Here is an 18,481-nt window from a genome sequence, read left to right on the forward strand (position 1 = left end):
TCCCCTCATCCAATAATTTTTTAAACTTAAATTGAAATGAATTTCCACACAAAGGAGTTTATTAATATTTGAGTTCCGAAAAAGTATGCGCAGTGAAACCTTGATATTTCAAAAAATAAGCACAAAATCTGGTTTGTGGCTTATTATATTCCTGTTTATTTGCTCTGCTTGCCAGATAACCAATCAGAAAACCTCTAACTGGAGCATATATAAAGCAGACTCAAAAAGCAGCAGTTACTCATCCCTAAAGCAAGTCAATAAAACAAATGTCAGTCAATTGAAACTGGCATGGACTTTCCGTTTTAAAGATGCATTGCCCGGTGCCCGTACCTCCAGAAGCCAGGCAAATCCGATCATAATTGACGGAATCATGTATATTCCATCAAGCAGGAACAGAATTTATGCAATCAACTCGATTACAGGTGAACAAGTATGGTCATATGACCCTTTTTCTGGGGCTCAGGGCGGAGGTATTAGCCGGGGTGTAAGTTATTGGGAAGATGGCTCAGATAAAAGAATCCTGTTTACGGCCGGGAGCAATCTTTTTGCTTTGGATGCTTTAAGTGGGAAATTAATTTCCGATTTTGGAAAAGAGGGTAAAGTGAATCTGAATACAGGTATGCGCGGCGATCCTGATAAAATATCCGTTGTTCCTTCGTCTCCAGGAATTGTTTATAAAGATCTGTATATCCTTGGCACCAAAGTTTCAGAGCTATATGGAGCTGAACCGGGTTATCAAAGGGCTTATAACATCAGGACAGGTAAACTGGTATGGACTTTCCATACTATCCCTCATCCGGGTGAATTTGGTTATGAAACCTGGCCAAAAGAAGCCTGGAAATATGCCGGTGGCGTAAATAACTGGGCAGGAATGAGTCTTGATGAAAAAAGAGGAATGGTATTTCTCGCATTGGGATCCCCCTCATACGATTTTTACGGGGGGGACCGAAAAGGCCAGAACTTATTTGGAAACAGTATCGTAGCCCTTGATGCGCAAACCGGAAAATATATCTGGCACTATCAAACCATTCATCATGACCTTTGGGACTATGACCTGCCGGCACCTCCAAATCTGGTTACCGTTATACATGATGGGAAAAAGATTGACGCTGTGGCTCAGACCTCCAAATTAGGGTTTCTTTATTTGCTTAATCGCGATACGGGTGAACCCTTATTTCCCATAGAAGAGCGCCCGGTACCAGCTTCAGATGTGCCAGGAGAAGAAGCCTGGCCGACGCAACCATTTCCATTAAAGCCAAAGCCTTATTCCCGCCAGCATATTTCGTTGGATGATTTGAGCAATTATTCGAAGGAATCAAACGATGAACTTGTGAAAAGATTTAAGTCCATAAGATATGAAGGTCTTTTCACTCCACCTTCTATGAAGGGCAATGTCAATCTTCCGGGAACAAGTGGTGGCTCAAATTGGGGGGGAGGTGCTTTTGATCCGGGAAGCGGGATAATTTATGTCAGGGCTACAAATACCCCCGGAGTGAGCCTCATGAAAAAAATGGAACCTGAGAATGAATCCGGTACCCCGTTTAGCCAGGGGAAAGCTCTTTATTCTATATATTGTCAGGCTTGTCATGGAGCAGATAAGAAGGGAGATAATGATTATCCATCATTGATTGGCCTTCAAAGCCGAATGACAGAGGAAGAAGTGTTAGGTAAAATCCGGGTAGGATCTGGGAAGATGCCTTCATTTGCAAGTATAATTGCCGGCAAAGAGGAAGCGATTATTTCCTTTCTTTTTGATAAAGAAACAAGGTCTGCCAGGGAAATCAATTTTTTGAAAGTAATAGCAAAAAGTGAATCAGCAAATAAGGATGCGGATAAATTTAAACTGGAAGTCCCCGTCAGATACCTTGATATTCTATCCAATGGTAAATTCCGTGATTCAGAAGGGCGTTATGGAATTAAACCTCCATGGACGACCTTAAATGCAATTAACCTCAATACCGGTGAGTATGCATGGTCTATTCCTTTAGGTAATTATCCTCATTTGCAGCAAAAAGGAGAGCCTGAAACGGGTTCTGAGGGGAATACCGGACCAATTGTAACTGCAGGAGGATTGTTGTTTATCGGAGCTAATATGGGCGGGACTGATTTCAGATTTAGGGCTTATGATAAAGATTCCGGAAAATTAATATGGGATACCCCAATCCCGGGCAGTACAACTTCGAATGCATCAACCTATAAGAGTGGTAAAAAGCCCGCCCGACTGAACGGCAATAGTAGTTCGGGCAGGCAATACATAGCGGTGTCGGTTGCAGGTGATATTGAGAATCCCGGAGGATATGTCATGGTTTTTGCATTACCTGATAAGATTAATCGAACTGATTAGTGTCCTGCCCTTCTTTTTAATACTCCGCCTGCAGCTTCTTTGACCAGACTGGTAAATACAAAGGCATTGGGATCAACTCTGTGGACTAAATTCTTCAAGCGTCGTAATTCAAGTCTGGTAACCACAGTGAAGACAATATCAACGGGATGACTTATTTCAAAACTTTCTTTCAAAAATCCACGTTCACCCTTATAAACTGTAATACCTCTGCCCAGCTCCATTACCAGTTGTTCTTTAATCGCCTCACTCTGCCCCGAAATAATGGTAACTCCGGTATATTCTTCCAGACCTTCTACTACAAAGCTGGTCATTCGTGATGCGGTATAATATGTTAAGATTGAATATAAGGCGGTTGGCAGGCCAAGCATTGTTGCAGCGATCAGGAAAATCAGGATATTTATTCCTAGGATGATCTCACTTATTGTGAAACTTACCTTTTTTATAGTATAAAGAGCCAAAATCTCAACACCATCAAGGGCACAGCCACCCCTAATGGCAAGCCCGACACCTATTCCCATAAAAACCCCACCGAATATGGAAACCAGTAATTTATCTGATGTAATTTGCGGATAAGGAACGAATAGGAGACACAATCCTAATCCAATAACGGCCATCAGGGTTCGAATGGCAAATTTTCGATTGATCAGGTAAGCTCCCATAATGATGAATGGGATATTTGCCGCTATGATGATGTAAGCAATATTCACATGGTATATTTCGTGAATAATAAGTGAAATACCGGTAATTCCTCCATCAAAAAATTGATTGGGAACAAGAAACCCCTTTAATGCAAAGCCACAGAAAAGTATACCGATAGTGGTATATATGATTTCGCTAAGCCCATTCGGTTGAATTATGTTTTTCATTTGAATACTTTTTTTATTAGAAAAGCCTTCTTCAGGCCTAACAAAGGCAAAATAGCTCTGGTATTATTATTTAATTTATATAACTGACCATTTAATGAAGTTCAAAATATCATTCCGATATGTTTAACCTTTTTGTAAAAGAGCAAGCCCAAATTGGAAGAAAGTTTAATCTATGTCCAACTTTATTCAACCGAGCTTTAATTTTTTTAAGTTTAATTGTTTTTTTTCTTCCCTTAGACTTATTGATGTTTTGGTAAAATATTTATGACTTTCTATAAAATTTATCTGTAAGCTATGCCATTCTTTATCATCATTAATTAGTCCTGAATACAGCAGTTCTTTAAATAGTTGATTGCTTAACGTAAAATAATCATCCCGGCCGAGATAATCAAGGTCGGCATCTGCAATTATTTGTTCAAGTGGGGTTTTTGGGCTTTGTGGAATCCGGGTTGCCCGTATTATCCCACAAATCAATTCAATTTCTTCTGTGGAATAATTAAATAATGGCAAATTTTCTTTAGCAATCAGGCAAGAGGCTTCTTCATGTCCATCATGGCAATACAAAAAACCCGAATCATGATAAGAAGCAGCAGTTAAGATCAGTTTTGTTTGATATGGATTTACTTTTTCCTTCTCTGCCAGAAATCCTGCAACCGATACTACATCCTGAGTGTGCGAAATACAATGATAATATAAACCCTTCGGCAACTCGCTGGTTAATTTTTTAAATATAAAATTTCTTGAATTCAAGAACTGCATAAACTATTAGTTATAGCTAATATATTAATTGTTTAATTAAATGGACTCAGTTAGTTGTCTTATGTGAGCAATTATTTGATTAAAAGGTTGTGATGATGTTTATTAAAGCGATTAACAAAAAGTCTTATATATCAATTAATATATTGGTGGAATGATTTAAAGAACAATGCAGTTTAAAATCAAAACAATAGTATCGCAATTTTATTAAACGAAGGTTAATTTATTATATTTATGCTACCATGATATTCTGACTTACCAATTTTTGAAATTTAGATTCTACTATACCCTTTAATTTTATTAATAACTATTTTGATGGCGAAAGAAAAACTTCCTAATGAATTACTTCAAGATCAGATAATCCTGCTTTCTAATCAACTCAACCAACGTTCTGAGGAGTTGGCGGTAATCAATAGTGTCCAGGAGGCCTTGGTAATGAACATGGAAATACAGGCGATTTATGATCTTGTTGGGGATCGTATACGAGATCTGTTTGATGCTCAAGCTGTTATAATTGCAACATTCGAAGAGGATGTTGCGGTAGAAAACTTTAAATATACCATTGAGAATGGCGAGCGTTTTTATCTGGAATCCCGGCCTCTTGATAAATTAAGACAACATCTTATCACCTCCCGTCAGAAAATTGTTTTAAATACCAGGGAAGAAGCATTTGAATGGCTTGGGAAAAGTGCATTACCCGGAACAAAAATAATGATATCCGGCGTATTTGTTCCTCTTGTAATGGGGGATAAGATTACCGGCTATATAAGTCTGCAGAATGTTGATAGAGAGAACGCTTTCAGTGAGAATAATATATCTCTTTTAGAAACCCTGGCAAATAGTATGGGGGTGGCTCTGGAAAATGCCCGCCTGTTTGACGAGACTGCACGCCTTCTGAAAGAAACCGAACAGGGTAAGGCAGAACTGGCTGTGATCAATAGTGTTCAGGAAGGCCTGGTGAGGGAGATGGACATGCAGGGTATTTATAATTTGGTAGGTAACCGTATCCGTGATCTGTTTAATGCTCAGGGAGTTATAATTGCCACATTTGATCTGCAAAATAAGATCGAATATTTTAATTACGCTATTGAAAATGGAGAAATTTCTTCTCCAAAGCCCAGACCCTTTGATAAGGTAAGGGAACACCTTATTCAAACCGGTCAAAATATTCTGATTAACGAAAATGTAGGGAAAGCAATTGCAGAGTTTGGTTTAAGGGTAGTACCGGGAACAGAAATGCCAAAATCCCTCTTGTTCATGCCTATGAAAGTGGGCGATAGGGTAACCGGATATGTAAGTCTTCAAAACATTGATCAGGAAAATGCTTTTTCATTTTCTGATGTCCGTCTCTTAAGTACGCTTTCAAACAGTATGAGCGTTGCGCTTCAAAATGCAAAACTGTTTGATGAAACCACCCGCTTATTAAAAGAAACCGAACAGCAAAAAGCTGAGTTGGGGGTTATAAATAGTGTACAGGAGGGATTGGTGCGTGAGATGGATATGAAGGCTATATATGAATTAGTTGGCGACAGATTGTGCGAATTGTTTCCTGATACACAGGCCTTAGTGATCAGGACTTTTGATCATGATACCGGACTGGAATATTTTCAATATGCCATTGAAAAGAGAGTGCGTTTCTCGGTAGACCCAAGACCAATTATTTGGACTAACAATATTATTATTACCACCAAGGAACCCTTACTGATCAATGATAATTTTGTGGAGAAGGCTAAAAAATTCGGTTCTGAGGGAGTTGTAAAGGGAGAACCACCTAAGTCGGCTGTATTTGTACCGATGATTGTAGGGGATGTTGTAAGAGGATCGGTAAGTCTCCAGAATGTGGACCGGGAACATGCCTTTACTGATTCTGATGTAAGACTACTCACTACTCTAACCAACAGTATGAGTGTAGCATTAGAGAATGCAAGGCTCTTTGATGAAACCAACCGTTTACTTAAAGAAACTGAACTTCGTACTGCAGAATTGGCAGTTATTAATAGTGTACAGGAAGGCCTTGCAAATGAACTGGATATGCAGGCCATTTACGATCTGGTTGGAAATAAGATCCGCCAGGTATTTAATGCGCAATCAGTCATAATTGCAACATTGGATGATGAAAATGGGCTGGAACATTTTCAATATAATTTCAATCAAAGCGGAAGGTTCTATCCTGAACCAAGGCCCTTGGATCACCTACGATTAAAACTCATTAGTGGTAAGCAAAAAATAGTTATTCAAAACAAGGATGAATCTTTTACCTGGTTCAAGGGTGTTTCAATCCCCGGAACAAAAATGATGGTATCGGGAGTATTTGTTCCTTTAATTGTTGGAGATAAAGTAACCAGTTATGTCAGTTTACAAAATATGGAGGTTGAGGGGGCCTTCAGCGACTCTGATGTTCGGTTGTTAGAAACCTTATCTAATAGTATGAGTGTGGCATTGGATAATGCCCGTCTCTTTGATGAAACTACCCGCCTGCTAAAAGAAACAGAACAACGAACCGCAGAATTGGCAGTTATAAATAGTGTTCAGGAAGGTTTGGCAAAGGAGTTAGATATGCAGGGTATTTATGAACTCGTTGGTGATCGGGTTCAAAGGCTTTTTAATGCACAGGCTGTAATTATTGCTTCATTTGATCCTGTAATAAAATATGAGCACTTTAATTATGTTTTTGAAAATGGTCAAAAAGTAAATATCCCACCAAGACCAATTAACAATTTGCGTCAGGATCTATTGGATCATGGGCATACTATTTATTTGAAAACTAAAAAACAGCTTAAAGTTATATATGGAGTAACAGCCATTGGTGATACAGAAATGCCAATGTGCAGCTTGTTCGTGCCTCTTGTTGCAGGTACAGAGGTTCGGGGCTATGTTAGCCTTCAAAATATGGACAAAGAAAATGCTTTCAGCGACTCTGATGTCCGGCTATTGGAAACTCTTTCAAATAGCATGAGTGTAGCATTAGAAAACGCACGCTTATTTGATGAGACCAACCGTCTTTTAAAGGAAACGGAACAGCGTACAGCAGAATTAGCAGTTATAAATAGTGTTCAGGAAGGCCTGGCTCATGAACTGGATATGCAGGGTATTTATAATATGGTTGGTGATCGTCTCTGTGAATTGTTTCCCGACTCCCAAACACTGGTAATCCGTACGTTTGATCATGAAACGGGAATTGAGCATTGGCATTATGCAAAAGAAAAGGGTATACGACAATATGTTGATCCACGCCCGTTAAACTGGAACAGCCGGCAATTAATACTAACAAAGAAGCCTTTAGACATCGAAGAAAATTATGTAGAAACGTCCCTAAAACACGGAGGTTCGGGTGTTACGGCTGGTCAACCCCCAAAATCTGCCTTATTTGTTCCGATGATGGTAGGAGATGTTGTGAGGGGATCAGTGAGTTTACAAAATGTTGATAAGGAACATGCTTTTGGAGAGTCTGATGTACGGCTACTTACGACCTTAACCAACAGTATGAGCGTAGCGCTTGAGAACGCAAGATTATTTGATGAAACCAACCGCTTGTTAAAAGAAACAGAACAGCGAACCACTGAGCTGGCGGTGATAAACAGTGTTCAGGAAGGTTTGGTTCGGGAAATGGACATACAAGCAATTTATGAAATTGTAGGAAATCGAATTTGTGATTTGTTCGATATACAAACTGTGTTGATTCGCACTTTTGACCATAAGACTGGAAATGAGCATTGGAGATATGCTATAGAAAAAGGTGAACGTCATTATTCTGAGCCAAGGCCAATTATTTGGGCAAACAAGCAGATAATTAAAACAAAAAAAGCCTTACTGATCAATAGGGATTATCTGGAAACTGCCAAAAAATATGGAGGTTCAGGAGTAAGTATGGGTCAGCCACCAAAATCTGCAGTTTTTGTTCCCATGCTCGTGGGAGACGTTGTTAAAGGATCAGTCAGCCTGCAAAACGTTGATCGTGAAGGTGCATTTTCAGAACCAGATCTGAGATTGCTGACTACACTTACCAATAGTATGAGTGTAGCTCTTGAGAATGCCAGATTATTTGATGAAACCACACATTTGCTTTCAGAAGCCAAGCAAAGGGCAACAGAGTTGAGTACAGTAAATAATATTAGTAAAGCCCTTGCCTCACAATTAAATACAGATGAGCTGATACAATTTGTTGGCGACCAAATGAAACAGCTTTTCAATGCAAATATTGTTTATCTGGCCTTATTGAATCAAAAGACCGGGGTAATAAGCTTTGCATATCAATATGGAGAAGTGATGCCATCACGATTAATTGGGGATGGTCTGACTTCAAACATCATTCTTACAGGAGAAGCACTACTGATAAATAAAGATATTCAGGAAAGAACAGAAGAGATGGGTATTCAGCAAATGGGTCTTCCTGCTGCTTCTTACCTGGGAGTTCCAATACCTGTTGGAGATGATATTGTAGGAGTATTAAGTGTTCAGAGCACAGAACAGGAAAATCGATTTAATGAGGATGATCAACGATTGTTATCAACTATAGCAGCATCTGTTGGAGTAGCTTTGAACAATGCAACCTTATTTGAAGATGTTAAGCAAGCGAAAATGGAGGCCGAAGCGGCAAGTAAAGCTGCAGAAAAAGCAAACGATGCTAAAAGTGCTTTTCTTTCTACCGTAAGTCACGAACTGAGAACCCCGCTTACTTCTGTACTGGGATTTGCAAAGATCATACGAAAGCGTTTGGATGAAAAAATATTTCCAACTGTAGACCGCACTGATCCTAAAACAGATAAAGTGGTCCACCAAATTATTGAAAACCTTGGAGTTGTCATCTCAGAGGGAGAAAGGCTGACCCATTTGATCAATGACGTTCTTGATCTCGCCAAAATTGAAGCAGGGAAAATGGAGTGGAATGTGGAAGATGTTTCATTATCAGAAGTTGCAGAAAGAGCGATTTCTGCAACAGCATCGCTATTCAATCAAAAATCACTGAAACTTGAAAAACAAATTGAAGCAGACCTTCAGCCTATAGCGGGTGATCGTGATAAATTGATCCAGGTAATTATTAATCTGATTTCAAATGCAGTGAAATTTACCGACAAAGGATCAGTATTATGTAAGGTGTACAGGGATGGGGATGAATTGATTGTTGGTATTACCGATACCGGAATTGGCATTGCTGCAGAAGATTATGCTGCAGTATTTGAGCAATTTAAACAAGTTGGTGGTGATACCCTTACCGATAAACCCAAAGGGACTGGTTTGGGCCTGCCAATTTGTAAAGAGATTGTGGAGCACCATGGAGGGAGAATTTGGCTGGAAAGCAAGCTGGGAAAAGGGAGTACATTTTCATTTGCCTTACCTATAATCAGGTCTGAACCTGTTCTAAAACCACTTTATCTCGATCAATTGGTTATGCAATTGAAAGATCAGATTTCAAAATCACCATTTAATGGAATTTCGAAGAACGCTTCCATTTTGGTGGTGGATGATGATGATTCTATTCGATCTTTATTGGATCAGGAACTGAGTGATGCTGGTTATCTGATTGAACAGGCACGTAACGGTAAGGAAGCTCTCGAAGCAGTACGCAAGAATAAGCCCGATCTTATTATTTTAGATGTGATGATGCCCGAAATGAATGGGTTTGATGCAGCAGCTATTCTTAAAAATGATCCCCAAACGATGGATATCCCTATAATTATTCTATCCATCGTTCAGGATAAAATCAGAGGTTACCGAATTGGAGTAGATAGATATTTAACTAAACCTATAGACACAGTACAATTATTTAATGAAGTAGGGGCTTTACTGGAACAAGGTAAGTCGAAGAAAAAGGTCATGGTTGTTGATGAAGATTCAGCAGCAGTACGTTCATTAACAGAAGTGCTTGAAGCTAAAGGGTACCATGTGGTAGAATCTGATAGCGAGCAATTATTGGAGAATGCCATTGCTGCCCAGCCTGATATTATTATCCTTAATTCATTACAGTCAGAAAAACAGGATATTGTACAAACACTGCGATTTGAGAAAGGCCTTGAAAATGTCTTTTTTCTGGTCTATCAGTAAGAAGAGTAGCATCATATTCAAAAAGCAGTAAGGAATACATCAGTTTATTAAAAAGAAAATTATGTCAAAAAAAATTTTGATTGTAGATGATGAGGCACACATTAGAATGCTTTTAGAGCAAACCCTGGAAGAACTGGAAGATGAAGGCGTTGATTTTTTCACCGCCGAAAACGGAGAGCAAGCTTTAGAAATCATTCAGGCAGAGAACCCTCAGCTCGTTTATCTTGATGTGATGATGCCTAAATTGAACGGCATGGAAGTGTGCCGTCGGGTAAAAAAGGAACTTGGATTGGAAAAGGTATTTATTGTTTTATTGACCGCCAAAGGTCAGGAACTCGATCGCTTGAAAGGCCAGGAAGTAGGTGCCGATGTGTATATGACCAAACCCTTTGACCCGGAAGTTATTCTGGCAAAGGCAAGGGAAGTATTAGCTCTTGATAACTGACATTCAAATTTGCATCCGCAAATGGTACAAATAAATTTAAAATCGATCATCAGAAAGAATGGAACAGAAAGCCTGATCCATTCAATTATGCATGAAATAAAAGCTGCCGCCTGGATTGAAGACGATTCGGGTAAAATACTGGCTGGTGAAGAAGGACAGGATCCCCCATTTTCTTACCCGGTAAAAATAGAGGGCCGTGTTATTGGGTATGTGAAAGGTGATGAACATGCTTTAATCATAGCGAACATTCTGGATCATTTAGCAATAAAAGAAAAAGAGAAAAAAAAACTGGGTGCTGAAGTGCTGAACCTTTACCAGGAGATCAATATGATCTTTAATTTTTCGGAAAAGCTGGCACAAACTATTGATGCAACTTCTATCTGTGTAATTGCTTTTCAGGAGGCTATGCGTGTGATTGAATCGGATAATGGGGTAATTATTTTAATGAATGAAAGCACAAAAAAATTACAGGTTAAAGCTACCTCCGGCGAGTCGTTTTTTAATGAAGACGTAATCAATGCTCAACTGCATTTTTTGCTTAAGATTATTTGGGGGATTCAATCTGAAATTATTACTGATACCTCTTTATTAGCAGAAGCGGGCATAATTTTACCAGAAGTCAATTCAATTATTTATTCCGCATTAAAGGTCAATCACCGGATAATGGGTGTCATCATATTGGGCAGTAAGGAAGAGGTAAATTATACGGCAGCTGATCTGAAGTTGCTTACAACCCTTGCCTTACAATCCTCTTCAGCTATGGAAAGCGCATTTTTGTACGAAAAAAATATAAAGGAAGTCCAGGAAAAAGAAGCAGCGATGCGTTTGATCAATGAAGTAAGCGGAAAATTTGTTCCTTATGAATTTATAGGTGCTTTGGGGCATACCGTTCTTACAGATGTTAAGCTTGGCGACCAGGTAGAGAAAATTGTAACCGTTCTTTTTTCTGATATCCGGGACTATACTACCCTATCTGAGCAAATGACACCTGAGGAGAATTTTAGATTTGTATGTTCTTTTAATGAACGTATGGGGCCTGCTATCCGCAAACACAATGGATTTATTAATCAATACCTCGGGGATGCGATTATGGCGATATTTCCGGGTAATGCTGCAGATGCTTTATGTGCATCGATTGAAATGCAAAAAAAAGTAGTTGAATTTAATGCAGAGAGAAATGAAAATGGTCAGCAGCCCATACAGATCGGTGTTGGAATGCACACCGGTCCTCTGATTATGGGAATAACAGGCGATGCCGACCGGCTGGATGCGACCACCATTTCCGATACAGTCAATACTGCCTCCCGGCTCGAAAGCCTTACAAAACAGTACAAAACCGGTATTATTTTAAGTGAAGCAAGTCTTAATCAGATCACTCAAAAAGAAAAATTTCATTTACGGTCATTAGGTCTGGTTCAACTAAAAGGCAAACAAAACCACATTAACATTCACGAATGTTTCAGCGGAAATACGGAAGAGGATATATTTAAAAAGCAAAAGACCCTTTCTACCTTTAATCAAGGCATGTATAATTATTTAAACAGTTCATTTGGGGCTGCTGAACAGGCTTTTCTATCAGTAGCGGCAGTGCATCCCGAAGACCGGACGGCCGAATTTTTTCTCAATAATTCAAAACTTTATATGGAAAAGGGCATAATCGAAAATGGGGCAGGTATATAGAAAATTTGGGCCTCCTAATCGAGTCATATTAACATTGAAGCATCATAAATAATCAGGAAGCCGTTCAAATGACCCAGTCCCATCATCTTGCTGCTTGACAAGTTTTTCATCTGCTATTGATGCTGTTAGTTGTGCAAAAGATATGATTATTTTGAACACGCGGCTTTTTTACAGGATGATGTGCGTTTTCAGGAAATTTTAAAAAGGATTGGATTTAATTAAAACAAACTATGAAAGCTCCGTTAATTAAAATACTTCTTTTTACAGTCCTGCTGGGCTTAGCCAACCGGCAGCACGGGTATGCACAGGAAAACTACCTGTATAAACAATATGATTCGCTTGCATCGCAATTAAAATACAAGAAAACAGACAAGGAGAAAATTAAGGTCCTGGAGCTAATGATTGATGCTGGATTACCCCGATTTCCTGATTCCTCCTACACTCGTTTATTTAAGGATATTGATCAGTTAATGAAGCTGAATAAGGGCCGGGAACTAATAAACGTCAAAGCATACGCTACCCTGCGTGATGCATACCTTTTACGGCAAAAAGGAAAGCTATTACCGGCCCTTAATACCCTCAAAACCAGCATTGCTGAATTCGACCGGGATAAACAGATCATACCTACCCTCCTATGGGAACTCCGCATTCTTTATAATTTTTCAGGCCTCCAGGAAGATCGCTATACCTTTTACACTGAAAAATTAAATCATTACCGGCTAAACGGCCCATGGCAAAATACGGCGCCATGCTATAATGGATTGGCAGGGTATTATGGGGCTTTCGCAAATTATAACTTAGCGATAAGTAACTATCTTAAAGCTGCGGATATTTATAAACGTTACAGCCCCGGGGATTATCTTTATTGCTTAAATCAGGCGGGAGTTGTTTACCAGTTGTGGGGAAATTCAGAAAAAGCCTCTGAATATTTCAAGATGGCATTGTCTTTAAATAATGGCAAAACTCCTCTTGAGCAATCAAATGCCCTAAGCGATCTTGCAATTGATAAGAAGGATTTTAAACAGGCTCACAGGTATGCTGATGAATTGATCAAATACCCTGCTACTTCTTTAGGGAGACCTTATTTCTACGGCCTCCTGAGGAAAGCAAGAATTTACATAGCCCAGAGAGAAGCAGAGAAAGCCCGACCTTTTTTAAAGGAAGCGAATAGCATGAATCTTGTCGGACAGGGGCTGAAAAGTGAATTATATCACACTTTTTACCTGTATTATAATCTGGTTAAAAATTACAAGGAAGCTGAAATTAGTCTATTAAAAGCTTATTCAATTTCATTGCTACTACAAACCAACAGGGGTCAACTGAGATATTTAAAGGAGTTGGGAGAATTTTATGGCCGGCAAAATAATTATAAAGCGGCTTTTCAATACAGCACACTTTTCTTTAAATTAACTAAGGACTTAGATTCCAGTCAAAACAGGTTTAAAATAGCTCAATATGAAGGTGAAAAAAAGGAACTGGAACAGGCGGAACGTATCAGCAAACTAAATCAGCAACGCTTGTTACAGGAAAACCAGCTCAGCCAGCGCAACCGGATGCTTTGGATATTTTTTGTGGTCGTATTACTGGTAAGCGCTTTCCTGGTATTTATTTACCGGCAGTTACAGACGAATAAAAAGACCCTTTCTTCTTTACTTACGACACAGAAACAGCTGATCCAGTCGGAGAAGATGGCCTCCCTTGGGGAACTGACCGCTGGCATCGCACATGAGATACAAAACCCGTTGAATTTTGTGAATAACTTTTCGGAAGTGAGCATGGAACTCATAGAGGAAGTCAAAAGCGAAAAGCGAAAAGCTAAAAGCGATCGAAGTGAAGAATTGGAAAATGAACTTCTGGATGATATATCCCAAAACCTCCAAAAAATATCCCATCACGGAAAACGGGCAGATTTTATTGTAAAGGGGATGCTCCAGCACAGCCGTACCAGCACAGGCGAAAAACAAGCCACCAACATCAATACCCTGGCAGATGAATTTCTAAAACTCTCCTACCACGGGCTTCGGGCAAAAGACAAATCATTCAACGCAGAACTGAAAACCAATTTTGATAAAAACCTCCCCAATTTAAACGTGGTGCAGCAGGATATTGGACGGGTTTTGCTGAATTTGTTCAACAATTCGTTTTATGCGGTACAGGAAAAGCGAAAAGCAGACCCTCAGGGGCATGATACAGATTATAAGGCGGTAGTTGAAGTAAGCACTGCTACCCATGGCGATAAAATAGAGATCAGGGTGAAAGATAATGGCAACGGTATTCCCGATTCCATTAAAGACAAGATCATGCAGCCATTTTTTACTACCAAGCCTACAGGTGAGGGGACGGGATTGGGATTGAGTTTGAGTTATGATATTGTGAAGGCACATGGCGGGGAAATAAAAGTGGAAACCAAGCAGGGCGAGTTTACGGAGTTTATAATTATCTTATAAGATATGAAGGAAGGATACAACATGAAAATCATCTGCCTGCTTTTTTCTCTTTTCTTAGTTCAGGTCGCGATTGCTCAAAACCCACATACGGCCCGATTGAAGCAGGAGCTATTGCAGGCGAAAAATGATACCGCTAAGGTATTAATTATGTCAGATATAAGTACTTCTTACCGCCTTTCTAAGCCTGATTCTGCACTACTATATGGTAAGAAGGGTTTAAAATTAGCAAGACGGATTGCTTATTTAAAAGGAGAAGGGAGGTGTTTGGCCAGGGTTGCATTTGTCAGTGCTGAATCTGGGAACACCCCGGAGGCTTTTAAATATTTTCTGGAAGCGTTACACTTAAATGACAAAAGTCAGGACTGGGAAGGGAAAGTTCAAACCCTAAATATGATAGGACTGATGTTTCATACAATAGCAAATTATGATGAGGCACGTAAATACCTTTTCCAGGCTAAAAAAATGTATGAAGATAAAAAACTGACTGACGATACCAATATAATTACATCCTTAACAAATATTGGATTTACTTATTTATCTGAAAATCGATTAGATTCAGCCAGGGTTTACCTGTTTCAAACATACGAATTGGTAAAAAATTCTAAAGATATACATCAAAGTATCAGAGGGAACCCAAGCCCCTATGTAGTCCGGGAGATCGGCAATTTATATGAACACTCAGGAAATAATGAGGAGGCATTACGGTATTACCGTCAAAGTATTATTGAAGGCCAGGTTGAAAACGATTTAAGAAGTTTGTGTGTTTCTTATCAGCTCATGTCGAATTGGTTTAAAAAAAATAATCAGCCTGATTCTTCCATAGTTTATGCCCGAAAAGCTCTTCTCACTGCAAAATCGCTGCCTTTTATGCAGGGAATTTTGCGGGCCGCTGTTTCTTTAAATGATATTTATCGAATTAAAGGAAATAAAGATAGTGTACTTAAATATATGTCACTCACCATCGCCGCAAATAATAGTCTGTTTAACCCGGAACGAATGAGGAAGATACAAATGATAAGTTTGGCTGAACAGCAGCGGCTTCAGCAAATGCAGGAACAACAGGAGCGTTTTAATAACAGGCTTAAAATTTATGGCTTATTAGGCGGGGTAGCGATTTTAGTATTCATTGCTTTTCTTTTATGGCGCAATATCCGGCAACAAAAAATTGCAAATGCCCTGGTTCAACAGGAAAAAGAGAAAGTTGAAAGTACATTGCAGGAGCTTAAAGTAACCCAAACCCAGCTCATCCAATCTGAAAAGATGGCTTCCCTGGGCGAGCTTACCGCTGGCATCGCCCATGAGATACAAAACCCCTTGAATTTTGTCAACAACTTCTCTGAAGTGAGCATGGAGCTGATTGAAGAAGTCAAAAGTGAAAAGCTAAAAGCGAAAAGCGAGCGGAGTGAAGAATTAGAAAATGAACTTCTGGATGATATATCCCAAAATCTCCAAAAAATATCCCACCACGGCAAACGGGCAGATTTTATAGTAAAAGGGATGCTCCAGCACAGCCGAACGAGTACCGGGGAAAAGCAGTTAACCAACCTCAATACTCTGGCCGATGAATTTCTAAAACTCTCCTACCACGGGCATCGGGCAAAAGACAAATCGTTCAATGCCGAACTGGTTACCAATTTTGATCCGGATCTGCCTAAAGTAAATATCGTACAGCAGGATATTGGACGGGTGCTGCTGAATTTGTTTAATAATGCGTTTTACGCGGTGCAGGAAAAGCGAAAAGCTGAAAGCCCAAAGCAAAATGAAGAATACAAACCGGTAGTTGAAGTAAGCACTTTAGTCAAAGATGGCTTTGTAGTCATTTCCGTAAGAGACAACGGCAACGGCATCCCCGAAGGGATCAAAGACAAGATCATGCAGCCGTTTTTTACCACAAAGCCAACAGGCGAAGGGACAGGATTGGGCTTATCCTTGAGTTATGATATTATCAAAGCGCATTGTGGAGAAATAAAAGTGGAAACCCTGCCTGCCGATAGGCATGGGAAAGAAGGCGAAGGTGCAGCATTTATTATTCAATTACCTGTTTAAACAATAAAATGTATTTTATGACCAGTCAAGATAAATTATTCAAGCAGCAAAAAGTAAGAACACACTGGGATGAGAAAGAAGAGAAATGGTATTTCTCTGTTGTGGATGTAATTTCTATACTAACCAATCAACCTACTTTTCAGGGAGCAAGAAATTACTGGAAAGTTCTTAAAAGCCGACTGCTCAAAGAGGGAAATGAAACGGTTACAAATTGTAACCGTTTGAAATTAGTAGCAGAAGATGGTAAAATGCGAATGACAGATGTAGCTGATACAGAACAATTGCTCCGTCTCATTCAATCCATTCCCTCACCCAAGGCTGAGCCCTTTAAATTATGGCTGGCAAAGGTAGGTTATGAACGTATGCAGGAAATAGCCGACCCGGAACAAGGCCTTGACAGGGCAAGAGAAAACTGGCGAAAACTGGGCAGAAGCGAAAAGTGGATACAGCAGAGGATGACCGGGCAGGATACCCGGAATAAATTAACTGATTATTGGAAGGAAAGTGGTGTAGAGAAATCTGATGAGTTTGCTTTTCTTACTAATATCATTCATACAGAATGGGCTGGTTTATCAGTTAAAAAACATAAAGATCTGAAAGGATTGAAAACTCAAAATCTCCGTGACCACATGACGGAAGCAGAATTAATCTTTACAGCCCTTGCAGAACTTTCGACCCGCCAAATTGCAGAAACCGATAGGGCAAAAGGATTGAAACAGAATGCAACAGCAGGAATGAAAGGCGGCCGCATTGCAAAAGATGCAAGACTGGCCCTGGAGAATAAAACGGGAAGAAAAGTAATTACAGGAGAAAATTTTTTGCCGCCTGTCTATGAAAAGAAGAAAATCAATAAGAAATGATGGAATTAACCTCACAATTATGAAACCTATCCCCGGCTTTGCCTTTTTCCTTCTTATACTTTTACGTCTCACACAGCCATCGTATAGTCAATCTTCTACACTCCGTTTCGAGCACCTGACCGAAAAGGATGGACTTTCGAACAATCAAGTGACCAGTATTTTACAGGACCGGGAAGGCTTTATGTGGTTTGGCACCCGCTACGGATTGAACAAGTACGATGGCTACAACTTTACAGTCTTTAAGCACGATCCCAACAACCCGGCTCATACAATCGCGGGTACCAATACAACCGGCATTCACGAAGATAAGGAAGGCAACCTGTGGGTGACTACAAGTGGAGGAGGATTAAATGGAATAGATAAACGTACCGGCAGCATTACAACTTTTCTTGACCGTTTTGGAACAACCTTCTTAAAGTTGTATGAAGACCGGCAGGGCTTCTTTTGGATCAGCGTTGCTAGACTAGGTTTGGTGCGGTTCAATCCGAAAACGGAAGAGTATATCCAGTTTACGAATATAACTGGTAGTGTTGTGGCGGAAGACACATCGGGCAGGTTTTGGATGTTAGAGCCAGGGCGTTTACGTACATTCCAGCTTAATCGCCGCAGCGGCAAATATACGCTCAATCCTGATCATCTGTTTACTGACACTACGCTCATTTTCTCTTCAGCTCGCATGGATCAAGATGGGATGTTATGGATTGGTACAAGGAATAAAGGATTATTCACTCTTAATACTAATGCCAGTCCTCTGCAACTAAGGCCTTACAATCCTGGCGGACAGGTCAATCAATCTATCAACACCAATGGCATATACGAAGATGCCGATGGATTTCTTTGGTTAGCCACTACCGAAGGACTGCAACGCATAAACAAAAAAACCAATGAGGTAATTACCTACCGGTCCGACCCTGCCCTTCCCGGCACGTTGAGCAGCAATAATATACTTTGCGTTTATAAAGACCGTGAGGGTGTGCTTTGGGTAGGCACCGTCA

10 protein-coding genes are annotated in these 18,481 nt (G+C 39.8%); 8 read left to right on the forward strand and 2 right to left on the reverse strand.

Annotated elements, in window-relative coordinates; genetic code table 11:
* Positions 1 to 85 precede the first annotated feature (85 nt).
* The gene (locus Q8M41_RS01935; RefSeq protein WP_305363554.1) at positions 86 to 2,344 is read left to right on the forward strand and encodes a PQQ-binding-like beta-propeller repeat protein; all 2,259 of its coding nucleotides are present in this window, start codon (positions 86 to 88) and stop codon (positions 2,342 to 2,344) included.
* Here the strand turns inward: Q8M41_RS01935 and Q8M41_RS01940 are convergent.
* Both Q8M41_RS01940 and Q8M41_RS01945 read right to left on the reverse strand, forming a co-directional pair.
* The gene (locus Q8M41_RS01940) at positions 2,341 to 3,210 is read right to left on the reverse strand and encodes a YitT family protein (RefSeq protein ID WP_305363555.1); all 870 of its coding nucleotides are present in this window, start codon (positions 3,208 to 3,210) and stop codon (positions 2,341 to 2,343) included. The two genes, Q8M41_RS01935 and Q8M41_RS01940, sit on opposite strands and share 4 nt — an antisense overlap.
* 186 nt (positions 3,211 to 3,396) lie before the next feature.
* Positions 3,397 to 3,918: an HD domain-containing protein gene (locus tag Q8M41_RS01945; protein WP_305363556.1), complete on the reverse strand. Its 522-nt coding sequence runs from the start codon at positions 3,916 to 3,918 to the stop codon at positions 3,397 to 3,399.
* A 363-nt stretch (positions 3,919 to 4,281) separates the two neighbouring features.
* On the opposite strand from Q8M41_RS01945, the gene Q8M41_RS01950 reads away from it, so the two are divergent.
* The 7 genes from Q8M41_RS01950 to Q8M41_RS01980 form a co-directional block, all read left to right on the forward strand.
* A complete protein-coding gene (locus tag Q8M41_RS01950; protein ID WP_305363557.1) occupies positions 4,282 to 10,008 on the forward strand; it encodes a GAF domain-containing protein in 5,727 nt (1,908 codons plus the stop codon).
* A 61-nt stretch (positions 10,009 to 10,069) separates the two neighbouring features.
* Positions 10,070 to 10,453, forward strand: a complete 384-nt coding sequence (locus Q8M41_RS01955; RefSeq protein ID WP_305363558.1) for a response regulator transcription factor — start codon at positions 10,070 to 10,072, stop codon at positions 10,451 to 10,453.
* Between the two features lie 21 nt (positions 10,454 to 10,474).
* Positions 10,475 to 12,133 (forward strand): adenylate/guanylate cyclase domain-containing protein, encoded by a 1,659-nt coding sequence (locus Q8M41_RS01960; RefSeq protein ID WP_305363559.1) that lies wholly within the window; start codon positions 10,475 to 10,477, stop codon positions 12,131 to 12,133.
* 230 nt (positions 12,134 to 12,363) lie between these two features.
* Positions 12,364 to 14,580 (forward strand): ATP-binding protein, encoded by a 2,217-nt coding sequence (locus Q8M41_RS01965; RefSeq protein WP_305363560.1) that lies wholly within the window; start codon positions 12,364 to 12,366, stop codon positions 14,578 to 14,580.
* 3 nt (positions 14,581 to 14,583) lie between these two features.
* A complete protein-coding gene (locus Q8M41_RS01970) occupies positions 14,584 to 16,626 on the forward strand; it encodes an ATP-binding protein (RefSeq protein ID WP_305363561.1) in 2,043 nt (680 codons plus the stop codon).
* 17 nt (positions 16,627 to 16,643) lie between these two features.
* Positions 16,644 to 17,486 carry a Bro-N domain-containing protein gene (locus tag Q8M41_RS01975; protein WP_305363562.1) on the forward strand — a complete coding sequence of 281 codons (843 nt, stop codon included), beginning with the start codon at positions 16,644 to 16,646 and terminating at the stop codon, positions 17,484 to 17,486.
* Positions 17,458 to 18,481 (forward strand): two-component regulator propeller domain-containing protein (locus Q8M41_RS01980; protein WP_305363563.1); only part of this gene is annotated, 1,024 nt, incomplete at its 3' end. The genes Q8M41_RS01975 and Q8M41_RS01980, both read left to right, overlap by 29 nt.

Origin of the sequence: Daejeonella sp., from assembly GCF_030684675.1 — a bacterium.
GTDB lineage: Bacteria > Bacteroidota > Bacteroidia > Sphingobacteriales > Sphingobacteriaceae > Daejeonella.

Excerpts from the sequence above, each read along its gene's own strand:
- Q8M41_RS01935 (WP_305363554.1), top strand. The coding sequence starts at position 86 with ATGCGCAGTGAAACCTTGATATTTCAAAAAATAAGCACAAAATCTGGT.
- Q8M41_RS01940 (WP_305363555.1), bottom strand. The coding sequence starts at position 3,210 with ATGAAAAACATAATTCAACCGAATGGGCTTAGCGAAATCATATATACC.
- Q8M41_RS01950 (WP_305363557.1), top strand. The coding sequence starts at position 4,282 with ATGGCGAAAGAAAAACTTCCTAATGAATTACTTCAAGATCAGATAATC.
- Q8M41_RS01955 (WP_305363558.1), top strand. The coding sequence starts at position 10,070 with ATGTCAAAAAAAATTTTGATTGTAGATGATGAGGCACACATTAGAATG.
- Q8M41_RS01960 (WP_305363559.1), top strand. The coding sequence starts at position 10,475 with ATGGTACAAATAAATTTAAAATCGATCATCAGAAAGAATGGAACAGAA.
- Q8M41_RS01965 (WP_305363560.1), top strand. The coding sequence starts at position 12,364 with ATGAAAGCTCCGTTAATTAAAATACTTCTTTTTACAGTCCTGCTGGGC.
- Q8M41_RS01970 (WP_305363561.1), top strand. The coding sequence starts at position 14,584 with ATGAAGGAAGGATACAACATGAAAATCATCTGCCTGCTTTTTTCTCTT.
- Q8M41_RS01975 (WP_305363562.1), top strand. The coding sequence starts at position 16,644 with ATGACCAGTCAAGATAAATTATTCAAGCAGCAAAAAGTAAGAACACAC.